Source organism: Acinetobacter sp. RUH 2624, from assembly GCF_000162375.2.
Lineage (GTDB): Bacteria > Pseudomonadota > Gammaproteobacteria > Pseudomonadales > Moraxellaceae > Acinetobacter > Acinetobacter nosocomialis.
On record NZ_KI391940.1, the window covers coordinates 380,989 to 396,842 of the forward strand.

The window sequence follows — 15,854 nt, forward strand, 5'->3', positions numbered from 1 at the left end:
AGATTAAGAGTGCTTTAATAGACTTTTGTAAAAATAGCTTATTTTTTCCACAAAAAAGACGCCCTAAGGCGTCTTTTTAATAAAACTTTAAGCTTAGAATTGTTCTGAGTTTAAAGCTTGGCTAAATGCTTGGTCTACTTCGCTGAAGTCATTATGAAGCTCATGTTCTGCAGCTTCTGCTTCTTGACGACGACGTTCTAAATGGTATGCAAGACCAGTACCAGCTGGAATCAAGCGACCCACTACAACGTTCTCTTTCAAGCCGCGTAAATCATCTTCTTTACCTGTTACAGCCGCTTCAGTTAACACACGAGTTGTTTCCTGGAACGATGCAGCAGAGATGAACGAGTCAGTAGAAAGCGATGCTTTCGTAATACCCATCAATTGACGTTCAAACTTCGCAGGGAACTTGTTCTGAGCCAAGACAGCTTGGTTCTCTTGAACAACGCGGATGTAATCCACTTGTTCGCCTTTAATGAAGCTTGTATCACCACCATCGATGATATCAACTTTACGCAACATTTGACGTACGATAACTTCAATGTGCTTATCGTTGATTTTTACACCTTGGAGACGGTAAACGTCTTGAACTTCGTTCACGATGTAGTTAGTTAAAGCAACTTCGCCTTTCAAGCGTAAGATGTCATGTGGGTTTTGTGGACCATCAGAAATGGTTTCACCACGGTTCACATGTTCACCTTCAAACACGTTGATTTGACGCCATTTTGGAATCAACTCTTCGTAAATTTCAGAACCGTCATCTGGAGTAATTACTAAACGGTTCTTACCTTTAGTCTCTTTACCAAAGCTTACGATACCAGACACTTCTGCCAAGATCGCGTGTTCTTTCGGCTTACGTGCTTCGAACAAGTCAGCAACACGTGGAAGACCACCGGTAATATCACGAGTACGTGAAGATTCTTGTGGTACACGACCAATAACGTCACCCACACCAATTGTTTCGCCATCACGAACGGTAACAATTGTGTTTTGTGGCAAGAAGTAGAACTGTTCGCCGCCATCAGCCGTATCCAATACGATTGCTGGACGTAAATCTTTACCAGAAGCAGGACGTGCTGTTACAGGCAAGATTTCAACAGTTGTCATACCAGTTGCATCATCAGTTTTCGATGTTGCAGTTACACCATCAGCGATTTGGCTGAAACGTGCTTTACCAGCAACTTCTGTTACTAATGGATGTGTATGCGGATCCCAAGTCGCAACGATACCACCTGCCTCAACGACTTCACCATCTTTCAACAAGATGCTTGCACCGTAAGGAAGTTTATAACGCTCACGCTCACGACCTAACTCATCGGCAATACCAATTTCACCTGAACGTGAAACTGAAACCAAGTGACCTTTCGCGTGTTGTACAGTTTTCACGTTGTGGAAACGTACAGTACCTTTGTTACGTACTTGAACACTGTTTGCAGCAGAAGTTCGGCTCGCAGCACCACCTACGTGGAACGTACGCATCGTTAACTGTGTACCTGGCTCACCAATTGATTGCGCAGCCATTACACCTACTGATTCACCTGGGTTCACCAAGTGACCACGTGCAAGGTCACGACCATAACAACGAGCACATACACCGAATGTAGATTCACATGCGATTACTGAACGTACTTTAACTTCATCGACACCAGCCTCTTCAAGCTGAGCTGCGATTTTCTCGTCAATTAACGTACCGCGAGGTAATACAACTTCATCATCAGAAGCACGACGTACATCTTCAGCAGTTACACGACCTAATACACGGTCACGTAATGGCTCGATGACATCACCACCTTGAATGAATGGAGTCATTACTAGGCCGCCATTTGTACCACAATCAGGCTCAGTAATTACCAAGTCTTGTGCTACGTCTACAAGACGACGAGTCAAGTAACCAGAGTTCGCTGTTTTCAATGCTGTATCGGCCAAACCTTTACGCGCACCGTGTGTAGAAATAAAGTACTGAAGTACTGTTAAACCTTCACGGAAGTTCGCTTTAATTGGTGTCTCAATAATCGAGCCATCCGGTTTTGCCATCAAACCACGCATACCAGCAAGCTGACGAATCTGCGCCGCACTACCACGGGCACCAGAGTCAGACATCATATAGATGCTGTTGAATGATTTTTGCTTCTCATCTTCACCTTGTTTGTTTTTCACAAGTGTGTAAGACAAGTTATCCATCATCGCTTTAGCAACTTGGTCGTTTGTACGCGCCCAAATATCGACAACTTTGTTATAACGCTCACCAGCAGTTACGAAACCTTGTTCGAACTGTTGTTCGATTTCACGAACTTCTGTTTCAGCTTTATCAATAATTGTGTGCTTAGTAGGTGGAATTAACATGTCTTCCATACCTACAGATACACCTGAACGAGTCGCTTGACGGAAGCCCAAGTACATTAACTGGTCAGCGAAGATAACTGTATCTTTCAAACCAAGTTTACGGTAGCAAGAGTTGATTAACTTCGAGATGTTCTTTTTAGTCATCTCAAGGTTGATCATGTCAAAGCTTAAACCTTCTGGAACAACTTCCCAAAGTAAGCAACGACCTGGTGTCGTATCAACAATAATAGTTTGCTGTTCACGCTCACCATTTTCATTGATAACAGTTTGATGCACACGTACTTTAACACGAGCATGAATCGCAACTTGACCAGTTGCAAGTGCACGGTTTACTTCGTGAGTATCCGCAAACACCATGCCTTCACCTTTAGCATTTACTGCATCACGTGTGATGTAGTAAAGACCCAAGACAACGTCCTGAGAAGGAACGATAATTGGCTCACCGTTTGCTGGTGACAAGATGTTGTTTGTTGACATCATCAATGCACGAGCTTCTAACTGTGCTTCAAGTGTCAATGGAACGTGTACCGCCATTTGGTCACCATCGAAGTCGGCGTTAAACGCAGCACAAACGAGTGGGTGAAGACGGATTGCCTTACCTTCAATAAGAATAGGTTCAAATGCTTGAAGACCTAAACGGTGAAGTGTTGGCGCACGGTTCAACATTACTGGATGTTGACGAATTACAGATGCAAGAACGTCCCAAACTTCCGGAGTCTCACGTTCAACCATTTTCTTCGCAGCTTTAATGGTTGTTGCCTGACCTGAAGCTTGTAATTTCGCGAAAATGAATGGCTTGAATAATTCAAGAGCCATTTTCTTCGGAAGACCACATTGGTGAAGACGTAAAGTAGGACCTACAGTAATTACCGAACGACCAGAGTAGTCAACACGCTTACCTAACAAGTTCTGACGGAAACGACCTTGTTTACCTTTGATCATGTCTGCCAAAGATTTTAATGGACGTTTGTTAGAACCAGTAATTGCACGACCACGACGACCGTTATCAAGCAACGCATCTACAGACTCTTGTAACATACGTTTTTCGTTACGTACGATGATGTCCGGCGCTGCAAGGTCAAGAAGACGCTTCAAACGGTTATTACGGTTAATTACACGACGATATAAATCGTTCAAGTCAGAAGTCGCGAAACGACCACCTTCAAGTGGAACTAATGGACGTAAATCTGGTGGAAGCACCGGAAGTACATTCATTACCATCCATTCTGGCTTGTTGTTCGAGTCTTTGAATGCTTCCATCAATTTCAAGCGTTTAGATGCTTTTTTCAACTTCGTTTCAGAAGTTGTTTGAGGAATTTCTTCACGTAAACGAGCAATCTCAGCTTCAAGATCAATGTCTTTCAACAAGTCTTGAACTGCTTCCGCACCCATTTTTGCAACGAACTCGTCACCGTGCTCTTCTAAAGCTGTAAAGTATTCTTCGTCATTAAGAAGTTGATACTTTTCGAAAGGCGTCATGCCAGGATCAGTAACAACATATGATTCGAAATACAATACACGTTCGATATCACGAAGTGTCATATCAAGTAATAAACCGATACGGCTAGGTAACGATTTTAAGAACCAGATATGCGCAACTGGAGAAGCAAGTTCAATGTGCCCCATACGTTCACGACGAACTTTCGCTGTAGTTACTTCAACGCCACATTTTTCACAAATGACGCCTTTGTATTTCATACGCTTGTATTTACCACACAAGCATTCGTAATCTTTTACTGGACCAAAGATTTTGGCACAGAATAAACCGTCACGTTCTGGCTTGAACGTACGATAGTTGATCGTCTCAGGTTTTTTAACTTCACCATGAGACCATGACTTAATCATTTCTGGTGACGCAAGACCAATACGGATACGGTCGAACTCAACTGGCGCATGACCATCTGAATCCGTTTTCTTACGCATGATATCGAGCAAGTCTTTCAATTTTTTTCTCCGTGTGTCGGGAAGCCTCGCTTACCCGACTGGGTCACAAATATTGTTTTTTCCTAAAAAATCGTGAGTCTTACGACTTAATCACCATTTTTCAGTTCAATGTTGATACCTAAAGAACGGATCTCTTTGGTCAATACGTTGAACGATTCAGGCATACCCGGATCCATATAATGGTTACCATCTACAATATTCTTATAGATGCGAGTACGGCCTTCAACGTCATCCGACTTCACTGTGAGCATTTCTTGGAGTGTATATGCTGCACCGTATGCTTCAAGTGCCCATACTTCCATCTCACCGAAACGCTGACCACCGAATTGTGCTTTACCACCAAGCGGTTGTTGTGTAACTAATGAGTACGAACCAGTTGAACGCGCATGCATCTTGTCATCAACCAAGTGGTTCAACTTCAACATGTACATGTAACCAACAGTTACTGGACGGTCAAACTGTTCACCTGTACGTCCATCAAACAATACTGTTTGACCTGTACGTGAAATGTCAGCCAACTCAAGTAAATCTTTAATTTGACTTTCTTCAGCACCATCAAATACAGGAGTAGCCAAAGGAACACCAGCACGCAAGTTGCCTGAAAGTGCTAGGATTTCATCATCAGTCAAGCTATCAAGATCTTCTTGCTCGCCACCGACTTTGTTATAAATCTTGTCTAAGAATTCACGTAGTTCTAAAACTGTACGCTGTTCTTTCAACATTTTTTCGATTTTGTCACCAAGCCCTTTAGCCGCCATACCCAAGTGAGTTTCGAGAATCTGACCCACGTTCATACGAGATGGTACGCCCAACGGGTTCAATACGATATCTACAGGTACACCGTTCGCATCGTGTGGCATGTCTTCAACAGGTAAGATGTTAGAAACAACACCTTTGTTACCATGACGACCAGCCATCTTATCACCAGGCTGAATACGACGTTTAACAGCTAAGTAAACTTTAACAACTTTCAATACGCCAGTTGTTAACTCATCACCTGTTGCAAGCTTACGTTTCTTCTCAGCGAATTTCTCATCAATTTCTGCGCTCTTCTCTTTCAAGAACACTTGAATCTGAGTTAAACGCTCAGCGATTGCTTCATCTGTCGGTTGAATTTCAAGTAAATCAACAAGCTCTAAGCCAGACAATAAATCTTCAGAAAGTTTATCGCCACGTTTAGTTGAACCACCGCCATTAGACTCTTGACCTTTAAGTAAACGAATTACACGTTCACGAGCCGCTTCTTCGAAGATTTTATACTCTTCTTTCAAGTCTTTACGATAAGAATCAAGCTGTGCTTTTTCAATCGCTAATGCACGGTCATCTTTCTCTAAGCCATCACGAGTGAAGACTTGAACGTCGATAACTGTGCCTTTAGTACCAGATGGAACACGTAAAGATGAATCTTTAACGTCAGCAGCTTTTTCACCAAAGATTGCACGAAGCAATTTTTCTTCAGGAGTTAACTGAGTTTCGCCTTTAGGCGTTACTTTACCAACTAAGATGTCACCAGCAGTAACTTCAGCACCGATATAAACGATACCTGATTCATCAAGTTTAGAAAGCGCAGCTTCACCTACGTTAGGAATATCGGCAGTAATTTCTTCTGCACCTAACTTAGTATCACGTGCCACACATGACAATTCTTGAATATGAATAGAAGTTAAACGGTCTTCTTGAAGAACACGCTCAGATAATAAGATCGAGTCTTCATAGTTGTAACCATTCCATGTCATGAACGCTACACGCATGTTTTGACCAAGCGCAAGTTCACCCATGTCTGTTGACGGACCATCTGCCAAGATGTCACCACGAGCAACTTTGTCGCCCAAATTCACGATAACATTTTGGTTAATACAAGTATTTTGGTTCGAACGTGTATATTTGATGAGGTTATAGATATCTACACCTGCCTCACCTGCAACCATTTCATCTTCGTTTACACGAATAACGATACGAGAAGCATCTACATATTCAATTGCACCACCACGGTTTGCGATTACACACACACCCGAATCACGTGCTACATTCGCTTCCATACCAGTACCAACAAGAGGCTTGTCAGCACGTAAAGTAGGAACAGCCTGACGTTGCATGTTCGAACCCATCAATGCACGGTTCGCGTCATCGTGTTCAAGGAATGGAATAAGTGATGCAGCAACAGATACAACCTGCTGTGCAGAAACGTCCATATGCGTCACTTTTTCAGGTGGCATACGTACGAATTCACCTTGGTGACGAACAGAAACAAATTCTTCTGTTAAGTTGCCATCTTTATCTACTGCTGAGTCGGCCTGTGCAATAACAGTACCTACTTCTTCAATTGCAGATAAATATTCAACGTCATCAGTTACACGACCATCTACAACTTTACGGTATGGTGTTTCCAAGAAACCGAAGTCATTCGCTTTTGCATATACAGAAAGCGAGTTAATCAAACCAATGTTTGGACCTTCAGGCGTTTCAATTGGACACACACGACCATAGTGAGTTTGATGTACGTCACGTACTTCAAAGCCTGCACGTTCACGTGTTAAACCACCTGGGCCAAGCGCAGATACACGACGCTTATGTGTAATCTCAGATAATGGGTTGTTTTGGTCCATGAATTGAGATAACTGGCTTGAACCAAAGAATTCTTTGATTGCAGCAGCAACTGGCTTAGCATTAATCAAGTCTTGTGGAGACAAGTTATCAGTTTCTGCTTGGCTTAAACGCTCTTTAACAGCACGCTCAACACGTACTAAACCAACACGGAATTGGTTCTCTGTCATTTCACCAACAGAACGTACACGACGGTTACCTAAATGGTCGATATCGTCTACTTCGCCTTTACCGTTACGGATTTCAACCAACGTACGTAATACATCGATGATATCTTCGTGCGATAAAATACCTTCAACTTCACGAGATTTTTGATCAGTACCAACTTCGTAAGGACGACCTAGACGACGGTTGAACTTCATACGACCTACTGGAGATAAGTCATAACGCTCAGAAGAGAAGAATAAGTTATTGAATAGGTTTTCAGCAGCTTCTTTTGTTGGCGGCTCGCCTGGACGCATCACTTTGTAGATTTCTACTAATGCTTCTTCACGTCCCGCTGTTGTGTCTGCACGCAATGTATCAGCAACAAATGAACCACGGTCGATGTCATTCGTGAATAGGATGTTAAATTGTTTAACACCACCTTCTGCCAATTTCACCATTACTTCATGGCTTAACAACGTATTTGCAGCAATTACTTCACCATCACGTAAAGTAATATCTTCAGCCGTAATACGTTCATATAAGTATTCATCAGGAACTGAAAGTTTAGTTAAACCTGCAGCTTCCATTTGACGTACGTGACGCGCATTAATACGTTTGCCTTGCTCAACAATGACTTTACCTTCATTGTCAGCAATATCAAATTGAGCCATTTCACCACGTAAACGCTCAGGAACAAGGTCAATTTGATAGCTGCCCATGTCAAGATACACAGGTACTTTTTCGTAGAACAAATTCAAGATTTGTTCATTGTTATAACCTAGTGCACGTAACACAACAGTAGCAAGTAATTTACGACGACGGTCAATACGTACGTAAACAAGGTCTTTTGCATCAAATTCAAAGTCTAACCATGAACCACGGTAAGGAATGATACGTGCTGAATACAACACTTTACCACTTGAGTGAGTCTTACCTTTATCATGGTCAAAGAATACGCCTGGTGAACGGTGTAATTGAGATACGATTACACGCTCAGTACCATTGATAACAAAGGTACCGTTTTCAGTCATGAGTGGAATTTCACCCATATAGACTTCTTGTTCACGTACGTCTTTAATTGATTTAGTTTCGCGATCTTTAATAATCAAACGAATTTTAACGCGCATTGGTGCCGCATAAGTCGAACCACGAAGAATACATTCGCGTACATCGAACTCAGGTTTACCAAGGCTATACTCAACAAATTCTAAAGCAGCATTGCCAGAATAACTTTCGATAGGAAAAACTGAACGAAATGCGGCTTGGAGACCGATATCTTCGCGGTTTTTTGGAGTTTTGCCATCTTGCAAGAATGTTCTGTACGAATCGACCTGAATCGATAGTAAGTACGGTGCATCCATTACTTGGGGCAATTTACCAAAATTCTTACGGATCCGTTTCTTTTCGGTATATGAGTATGCCATCTGGAGTCCTCGGAAAGTAAACTAAGCCCGCCTGCAGAACGGGCTCAGAAGGAATTACGCAGGCCGATATGGCCACCACTGTTTACAAATGCTGCAATTTTTAGTGGTATAAAAACGCTTAACAATATTTTTAAAAAAGAAAAATATTGGTAAACATTTGAAATTTCTTGTTTTATTTAGATTTTTCTAAAAATCAAACAAAACTAACAAAAATCGAGCCGATTATTGTAACGCAAAAAGGCTGATGACCCAAGAGCCATCAGCCATTTTATGGAGCCGATTTAAAAACCGACTCCTTTTACAATTACTTAAGTGTAACTGTAGCACCAGCTTCTTCAAGTTTCTTCTTAAGTTCTTCGCCTTCTTCTTTAGAAACGCCTTCTTTAAGAACTTGAGGAGCACCTTCAACTAGGTCTTTAGCTTCTTTAAGACCAAGGCCAGTTGCTTCACGAACTGCTTTAATAACAGCTACTTTGTTAGCACCGAAAGAAGTCAACTCAACGTTGAATTCAGATTGTTCTTCAGCAGCTGCAGCAGCGCCACCAGCTGGAGCAGCAACAGCAACAGCTGCAGCTGAAACGTTGAATTTCTCTTCGAAAGCAGAAATTAATTCAACAAGTTCAAGAACAGTTTTTTCAGCAACTGCGTTTAAGATTTCTTCGTTAGTTAAAGCCATGAGAATAACTCCAAATGGATATTGAATGGTGTGTAAAATTGATTAAGCAGCTTCTGACTCGTTTTTCTCTTTGAGCGCTGTAATGAGGCGACCCAATTTCGAAATAGGAGCTTGAAGAACAGAGGCAAGCATAGTAAGCGCTTTCTCTTGGTTTGGAAGATTAGCAATTACGCTAACATCAGCACCTTGATAAACTTTGCCGTCAAATGCAGCAGCTTTTAATTCAAATGCTTTGTTAGCTTTTGCAAATTCTTCAAACAAGCGTGCAGCTGCACCCATGTCATCTTCAGAAGTTGAAAAACCTAGAATTGTTGGACCAACAAGGTTGTCGTTCAAGATATCAAATTGAGTACCTTGGAATGCGCGCTTAGCCAAAGTGTTACGTACGATACGTGTAGTTACACCTAACTTACGAGCTTCAACACGAAGTGTTGTTAATTGCTCTACGCTTAAACCTTGATAGTCAGCAACAACGGCTGCAAACGCTTTAGAAGCAACTTCACTTACTTCTGAAACGATCTGTTTTTTGTCTTCGATAAGAAGAGCCATTGTAAAACCTCCTAAGGTGATTTATGCACCCAATGGGCACACTCCCAATTCGTAAGCCTTTCGACTTACACGCGGAGGAGGAACAAATCACACCACCGCGTCTACGCAGGCTGGATTATTAAGAAAAGCCGCTATCCGAAAATAACGCCTTCTCGCCTGAGGTCTTTGACGCTGATAAATTCTCATTCATCAATTCAAAGTCCGCCTGATAAGCAAGAGTCAAAGCGTTGCTTTAACTGCGCAAAAATAGAAATTTATTCCTATTTTTACTACCTACTCAATCAGGACTTTAAAATTCTGTACAGAACTAAGTTAAAACTTAGTTAGAAACGTTGTTTACATCAACAGTAAGACCAGGACCCATAGTTGAGCTCAAAGTGATCTTTTTGATGTATACACCTTTAGAAGTTGCAGGTTTTAACTTTTTCAAGTCAGCAACTAAAGTTTCAACGTTTTGACGGATTGCAGCAGCATCAAAGCCAACTTGACCAATCGCAGCGTGGATAATACCCGCTTTGTCTACACGGTAACGAGCCTGACCAGATTTTGCGTTTTTAACAGCATTCGCAACATCAGGAGTTACAGTACCTACTTTAGGGTTTGGCATTAAACCACGTGGACCAAGAATTGTACCGAGCTTACCAACAACACGCATAGCGTCTGGAGCAGCGATCACAACATCAAAGTCAAGGTTTCCACCTTGGATGCTTTCAGCAAGGTCATCAAAACCTACAACATCAGCACCAGCTTCTTTAGCAGCTTCTGCTTGAGCGCCTTGAGCAAATACAGCTACACGTACAGTTTTACCAGTACCTGCAGGTAATGTAGTAGCACCACGAACAACCTGATCAGATTTACGTGGATCTACGCCAAGGTTTACAGAGATGTCTAAAGATTCTTTGAACTTTGCAGCAGGTAAGCTGTTAAGAACCTGTACTGCTTCTTCCAAAGTGTAAACTTTGTTTGCTTCTACAGCAGCAGCAATGGCTTTTTGACGTTTAGTTAACTTTGCCATGTCTTATAGCTCCACTTCCAAGCCCATAGAACGTGCAGAACCAGCAATGGTACGAACACGCGCGTCTAAATCAGCACCAGTTAAGTCTGGTTCTTTAGTAGTCGCGATTTCTTCTAATTGAGCACGAGTCAACTTACCAACTTTAGTTTTGTTAGGTACAGATGAACCCTTTTGGATACCAGCAGCTTTCTTAAGAAGAATAGAAGCTGGAGGAGTTTTCATGATGAATGTGAACGACTTGTCGTTGTACACAGTAATCACTACAGGAATTGGAAGACCTGGTTCAACTTTTTGTGTAGCAGCATTGAATTCTTTACAGAATGCCATGATGTTTACACCACGTTGACCTAGTGCAGGACCAATTGGTGGAGATGGATTTGCTTTACCAGCTGGAACTTGCAGCTTGATATAGCCGTCAATCTTCTTAGCCATTTTAAAATACCTCTGGGTACAGGCGCCGTTAGGCTCCCCAATTTCTACGTAACAACACTGTTACAACAACAATGCCCGATAAAATCGGGCGCTTTTCAACCAATTAAGATTAAATCGTTTTTTCGACTTGGCGAAATTCGAGTTCAACCTGAGTTGGTCGATTAAACACGTTAATCGTCAACGTTAAACGTGACTTGTCGTATTGAACCTCTTCCACCACACCTTTAAAGTCTGTGAATGGACCGTCAATAACGAGTAATTCTTCACCTGGTTCAAACATCGTCTTAGGACGTGGAGCTTCACCAGTATTACGTACACGCGCAAGAATCGCATCTGCTTCACGTTGAGTGATTGGCGCTGGTTTTTCAGGTGTACCCCCGATAAAACCTAATACTTTCGGACATTCTTTAACAATGTGCCAAGTATCATCATTCATTTCCATTTCAACTAACACATAGCCAGGAAAGAATTTACGCTCAGATTTACGTTTCTTACCATCCTTCATTTCTACCACTTCTTCGGTAGGAACTAGGACATCACCAAAGCTATCGGCAACAGCGCTACGCTGGATTCGTTCTGTAAGTGAACGCATCACTTGTTTTTCATAACCAGAGTAGGCATGAATAATGTACCAACGTTTCATAGCTCTTTTACCCGATAATCAACTTAATTAACCAACCCAAACCATAGTCAAAGCACCATAATACTAACGATGCAACAACTACAACCAATAGAACCTGCCACGATGTAGTGACTGTTTCTTGTTTTGTTGGCCAAGTTACTCGACGCAATTCGACTCGTGCATCTTTCAGCAAACGAACGAAGCCTTTACCTTGATGGGTGGCGTATAATAAACCTAAAGCCACAACGATACAAGCAAAAATTACCCCAACGCGCACCCATACATTATTTGCAGGGGCCCAATACGCTGGTAAATGCTGATTCACCATGGTAGCCGAGAGCAATAATGCAATTGCTATCACCCATAGAACGATATCTAAAGGCGAACCAGTACGAACAACTTCAGCAGAATTATTTCTTTGAGGAATTGGCGCGTCGCTCAATGCGTCACGCGATTTATCATTCGACATTTTTGTACTCGTCGTAGAACTCGCGACTTATTATATGAACAACTAAGCCAGCATCAAGCTTTTTATTTCAAAATATGGCAGGTCAGGAGGGACTCGAACCCCCAACATTCGGTTTTGGAGACCGACGCTCTACCAATTGAACTACTGACCTATAAAGCAAGTTGAGAGCCAAAGCTCTCAACTTGAGACGTAATACGTCACTATATTATGCTTATGCAGTTACTTTCGCAACAACACCAGCACCTACAGTACGACCACCTTCACGGATCGCAAAACGTAGACCTGGGTCCATTGCGATTGGGTGGATTAATTCTACTGACATTTCAACGTTGTCACCTGGCATTACCATTTCAACGCCTTCTTTCAACTGGATCGCACCAGTTACGTCAGTTGTACGGAAGTAGAACTGTGGACGGTAACCATTTAAGAATGGAGTGTGACGACCACCTTCTTCTTTAGAAAGTACGTATACTTCTGCGTCGAATTTAGTGTGCGGCTTGATTGTACCTGGTTTAGCAAGTACTTGACCACGTTGTACGTCTTCACGCTTAGTACCACGAAGTAATACACCACAGTTCTCGCCTGCACGGCCTTCGTCAAGAAGTTTACGGAACATTTCTACGCCAGTTACAGTTGTTTTAACTGTATCTTTAATACCAACGATCTCTACTTCTTCACCAACTTTAACGATACCAGATTCTACACGGCCTGTTACTACTGTACCACGACCAGAAATTGAGAATACGTCTTCGATTGGCATTAAGAATGCTTTGTCGATAGCACGTTCTGGTTCTGGGATGTAAGAGTCAAGAGCTGCTACAAGAGCAAGAACTGATTCTTCACCGTAAGGACCTGCTTCACCGTTAAGAGCAGCAAGAGCTGAACCACGGATTACTGGAGTGTCATCACCCGGGAAGTCGTAAGTAGAAAGAAGTTCACGAACTTCCATTTCTACTAATTCAAGTAATTCTTCGTCGTCAACAAGGTCGCATTTGTTTAAGAATACGATGATGTAAGGTACACCAACCTGACGAGAAAGAAGGATGTGTTCACGAGTTTGTGGCATTGGACCGTCAGTCGCAGCACATACAAGAATCGCGCCGTCCATCTGAGCAGCACCAGTGATCATGTTTTTAACGTAATCGGCGTGGCCCGGGCAGTCAACGTGTGCGTAGTGACGAATTGGAGAATCGTATTCTACGTGTGAAGTATTAATTGTAATACCACGTGCTTTTTCTTCAGGTGCTGAGTCGATTTGCGAGTAATCTTTCGCTTCACCGCCGTAAGTTTTTGCACAAATAGTTGCAATCGCAGCAGTTAAAGTTGTTTTACCATGGTCAACGTGACCGATTGTACCCACGTTTACGTGTGGTTTATTACGTTCAAACTTGGCTTTAGCCATGATGATCTTCCTCGTTTACGTCGAACCAACTACAAATGGCGCTGAACTAACTCAGCTTATCGACATATCGCCTAAAAAACAGACACCCAATACTTGAAAAGCAGACTATATAGCCTGCTTTCTGAAAACTTTGTGGAAATCCACTCAAACTTTAATATCTGGAGCTCTTATCGAGATTTGAACTCGAGACCTCTCCCTTACCAAGGGAGTGCTCTACCACTGAGCTATAAGAGCGACTATCCTTCGATGGAGCGGGAGACGAGGATCGAACTCGCGACATGCAGCTTGGAAGGCTGCCGCTCTACCAACTGAGCTACTCCCGCAACGTTGGTAATAACCACTTCATTCGAAGTTTAGGATGGTGGTGAGAGAAGGATTCGAACCTTCGAAGCTTTCGCAACAGAGTTACAGTCTGCCCCCTTTGGCCGCTCGGGAATCTCACCAATATCGCACTTATCTACAGTGCTGTTCTTTACTCATTCAACTTAACACTTTAAAATGGTGCCGGCACACGGATTCGAACTGTGGACCTACTGATTACAAGTCAGTTGCTCTACCAACTGAGCTATGCCGGCGTTTCTTAGTGTTTCGTACGTTTCGTATCGGAACGGTGTGCAGTTTAGCAAAACTTCCAAACGATGCAAGCGGTTTTTTAAAAAAAACCGCTAAAAACTCATAAAATCAATCCGTTTGATGATAATTCAACCGCTTTGATCACTGCGCGAGCTTTTATTTGGGTTTCATTCCACTCAGATTCTGGATTTGAGTCAGCAACAAGCCCTGCTCCAGCTTGCACATACACTTTTTTATCACGGATAACACAAGTACGGATTGCAATCGACATATCCATTTCACCATGCCAACCTAAATATCCCACTGCTCCACCAAAGACACCTCGTTTTACGGGCTCTACTTCATCAATAATTTCCATTGCGCGTATTTTTGGGGCACCGGATAAGGTTCCTGCCGGGAAGGTTGCCTTAAATACATCAAGTGCATCGATATCATCACGCACTTCACCTTGCACATTTGAAACAATATGCATGACATGTGAATAGCGCTCAATTACCATTTGATCCGTTACTTGGACCTTACCAATTTTTGATACACGCCCTACATCATTTCGACCAAGGTCAATCAGCATCAAATGTTCAGCAATCTCTTTTTCGTCAGAAAGCAAATCTTTTTCTAGTGCAATATCTTCTTCTTTAGTTTTACCGCGTGGTCTGGTTCCCGCTAACGGCCGAACCGTAGCGATACCATTTTCTAAACGAGATAAAATTTCTGGCGAAGAACCTACTATATGAAATGGTTTTTTATCAGTAATCGTTTGGCCTTGAACTAAAAATAGATAAGGTGAAGGATTTAGATGACGTAATGCACGGTAAACCTGTAAAGCTTCTCCATCAAATTCGGAAACCATACGTTGCCCTGGAACAACCTGCATCACATCGCCAGCACGAATGTATTCTTTAACTTTTTCTACTGTCTCTAAAAATTTTGCTTTACCAGTGATTGATTCAAAATGTGGAGGTGTATGCGGCTTCGCTTGCAAACTAACTGGTGTTGCCAACAGTTGTTCTAATTGATCTAATTTTTGTTGAGCATCATTATAGGCGTTACTCTGCTCTGCATCCGCATGAACAATTAAAAATAACGTATCTTTAAGATTGTCAAAAACAATAACCGTCTTTGAAAGCATCAACCATAAATCTGGAAGCGTAATTGGATCGGCTGTAGGAACATTCTTTAAACGTGGCTCGATATAACGGACTGCGTCATAGCCCAAATAACCTACTAATCCGCCTGTAAAGCTTGGTAAATCTGGTAATAGATCGGCTGGGGGTACTTTAAATTGTTTTTGGAATTCACGAATGTATTGAAATGGATCTAGACAATCTTGTTGTGTGATTGATCCATCAGCATGCTGTATAGATAAAACACCAGCATTGCAGGAAAAAACTGTTGATTCACCCAATCCAATCATAGAATAGCGAGCCCAGTTCTCTCCACCTTCAACTGATTCAAACAAGTAAGCTTGTGTTTGATCTTTAAAGCGGGCAAAAACCGATAATGGAGTTTCAGTATCTGCCAATCTTTGACGATAGACTGGAATAGTATTGTAACCAGCAGTTTTAAGTTTCTCAAATTGCGCTAATGTTGTCATGAATCTTCTCTAATATGGTTTCGATTTAAAAGTGTGTTTTTCTAGATTCGAGTTAGACAC

Annotated in this window: 10 protein-coding genes and 5 tRNA genes; all 15 read right to left on the bottom strand. The window is 42.1% G+C overall.

What is annotated here, in order from left to right; all coding sequences use genetic code 11:
• Positions 1-93: 93 nt before the first annotated feature.
• The gene (gene rpoC / locus HMPREF0014_RS23835; RefSeq protein ID WP_002053534.1) at positions 94-4,287 is read right to left on the bottom strand and encodes a DNA-directed RNA polymerase subunit beta'; all 4,194 of its coding nucleotides are present in this window, start codon (positions 4,285-4,287) and stop codon (positions 94-96) included.
• A gap of 86 nt (positions 4,288-4,373) precedes the next feature.
• Positions 4,374-8,462 (bottom strand): DNA-directed RNA polymerase subunit beta, encoded by a 4,089-nt coding sequence (gene rpoB, locus HMPREF0014_RS23840; protein ID WP_002156925.1) that lies wholly within the window; start codon positions 8,460-8,462, stop codon positions 4,374-4,376.
• Between the two features lie 304 nt (positions 8,463-8,766).
• Positions 8,767-9,138 carry a 50S ribosomal protein L7/L12 gene (rplL, locus tag HMPREF0014_RS23845; protein ID WP_001229360.1) on the bottom strand — a complete coding sequence of 124 codons (372 nt, stop codon included), beginning with the start codon at positions 9,136-9,138 and terminating at the stop codon, positions 8,767-8,769.
• A 42-nt stretch (positions 9,139-9,180) separates the two neighbouring features.
• Positions 9,181-9,687 carry a 50S ribosomal protein L10 gene (gene rplJ, locus HMPREF0014_RS23850; RefSeq protein WP_006580925.1) on the bottom strand — a complete coding sequence of 169 codons (507 nt, stop codon included), beginning with the start codon at positions 9,685-9,687 and terminating at the stop codon, positions 9,181-9,183.
• A gap of 319 nt (positions 9,688-10,006) precedes the next feature.
• Positions 10,007-10,702 carry a 50S ribosomal protein L1 gene (rplA, locus tag HMPREF0014_RS23855; protein WP_002156922.1) on the bottom strand — a complete coding sequence of 232 codons (696 nt, stop codon included), beginning with the start codon at positions 10,700-10,702 and terminating at the stop codon, positions 10,007-10,009.
• A gap of 3 nt (positions 10,703-10,705) precedes the next feature.
• Entirely contained in the window at positions 10,706-11,134 is a 429-nt protein-coding gene (gene rplK, locus HMPREF0014_RS23860; protein ID WP_001074682.1) for a 50S ribosomal protein L11, read from the bottom strand.
• Between the two features lie 109 nt (positions 11,135-11,243).
• Positions 11,244-11,777, bottom strand: coding sequence for a transcription termination/antitermination protein NusG (gene nusG / locus HMPREF0014_RS23865; protein ID WP_002115092.1), 534 nt, complete (start codon positions 11,775-11,777; stop codon positions 11,244-11,246).
• A 7-nt stretch (positions 11,778-11,784) separates the two neighbouring features.
• Positions 11,785-12,225, bottom strand: a complete 441-nt coding sequence (gene secE, locus HMPREF0014_RS23870; protein ID WP_002157045.1) for a preprotein translocase subunit SecE — start codon at positions 12,223-12,225, stop codon at positions 11,785-11,787.
• Between the two features lie 75 nt (positions 12,226-12,300).
• Positions 12,301-12,376 (bottom strand) — tRNA-Trp (locus tag HMPREF0014_RS23875).
• 60 nt (positions 12,377-12,436) lie between these two features.
• Positions 12,437-13,627 (bottom strand): elongation factor Tu, encoded by a 1,191-nt coding sequence (gene tuf, locus HMPREF0014_RS23880; RefSeq protein WP_002157016.1) that lies wholly within the window; start codon positions 13,625-13,627, stop codon positions 12,437-12,439.
• A 159-nt stretch (positions 13,628-13,786) separates the two neighbouring features.
• A tRNA-Thr gene (locus tag HMPREF0014_RS23885) sits at positions 13,787-13,861 on the bottom strand.
• 13 nt (positions 13,862-13,874) lie between these two features.
• A tRNA-Gly gene (locus tag HMPREF0014_RS23890) sits at positions 13,875-13,950 on the bottom strand.
• A gap of 36 nt (positions 13,951-13,986) precedes the next feature.
• A tRNA-Tyr gene (locus HMPREF0014_RS23895) sits at positions 13,987-14,070 on the bottom strand.
• 56 nt (positions 14,071-14,126) lie between these two features.
• Positions 14,127-14,202 (bottom strand) — tRNA-Thr (locus HMPREF0014_RS23900).
• A 98-nt stretch (positions 14,203-14,300) separates the two neighbouring features.
• On the bottom strand, positions 14,301-15,794 hold the full coding sequence (gene trpE / locus HMPREF0014_RS23905) for an anthranilate synthase component I (protein ID WP_006581152.1): 1,494 nt from the start codon (positions 15,792-15,794) through the stop codon (positions 14,301-14,303).
• Between the last annotated feature and the right edge of the window lie 60 nt (positions 15,795-15,854).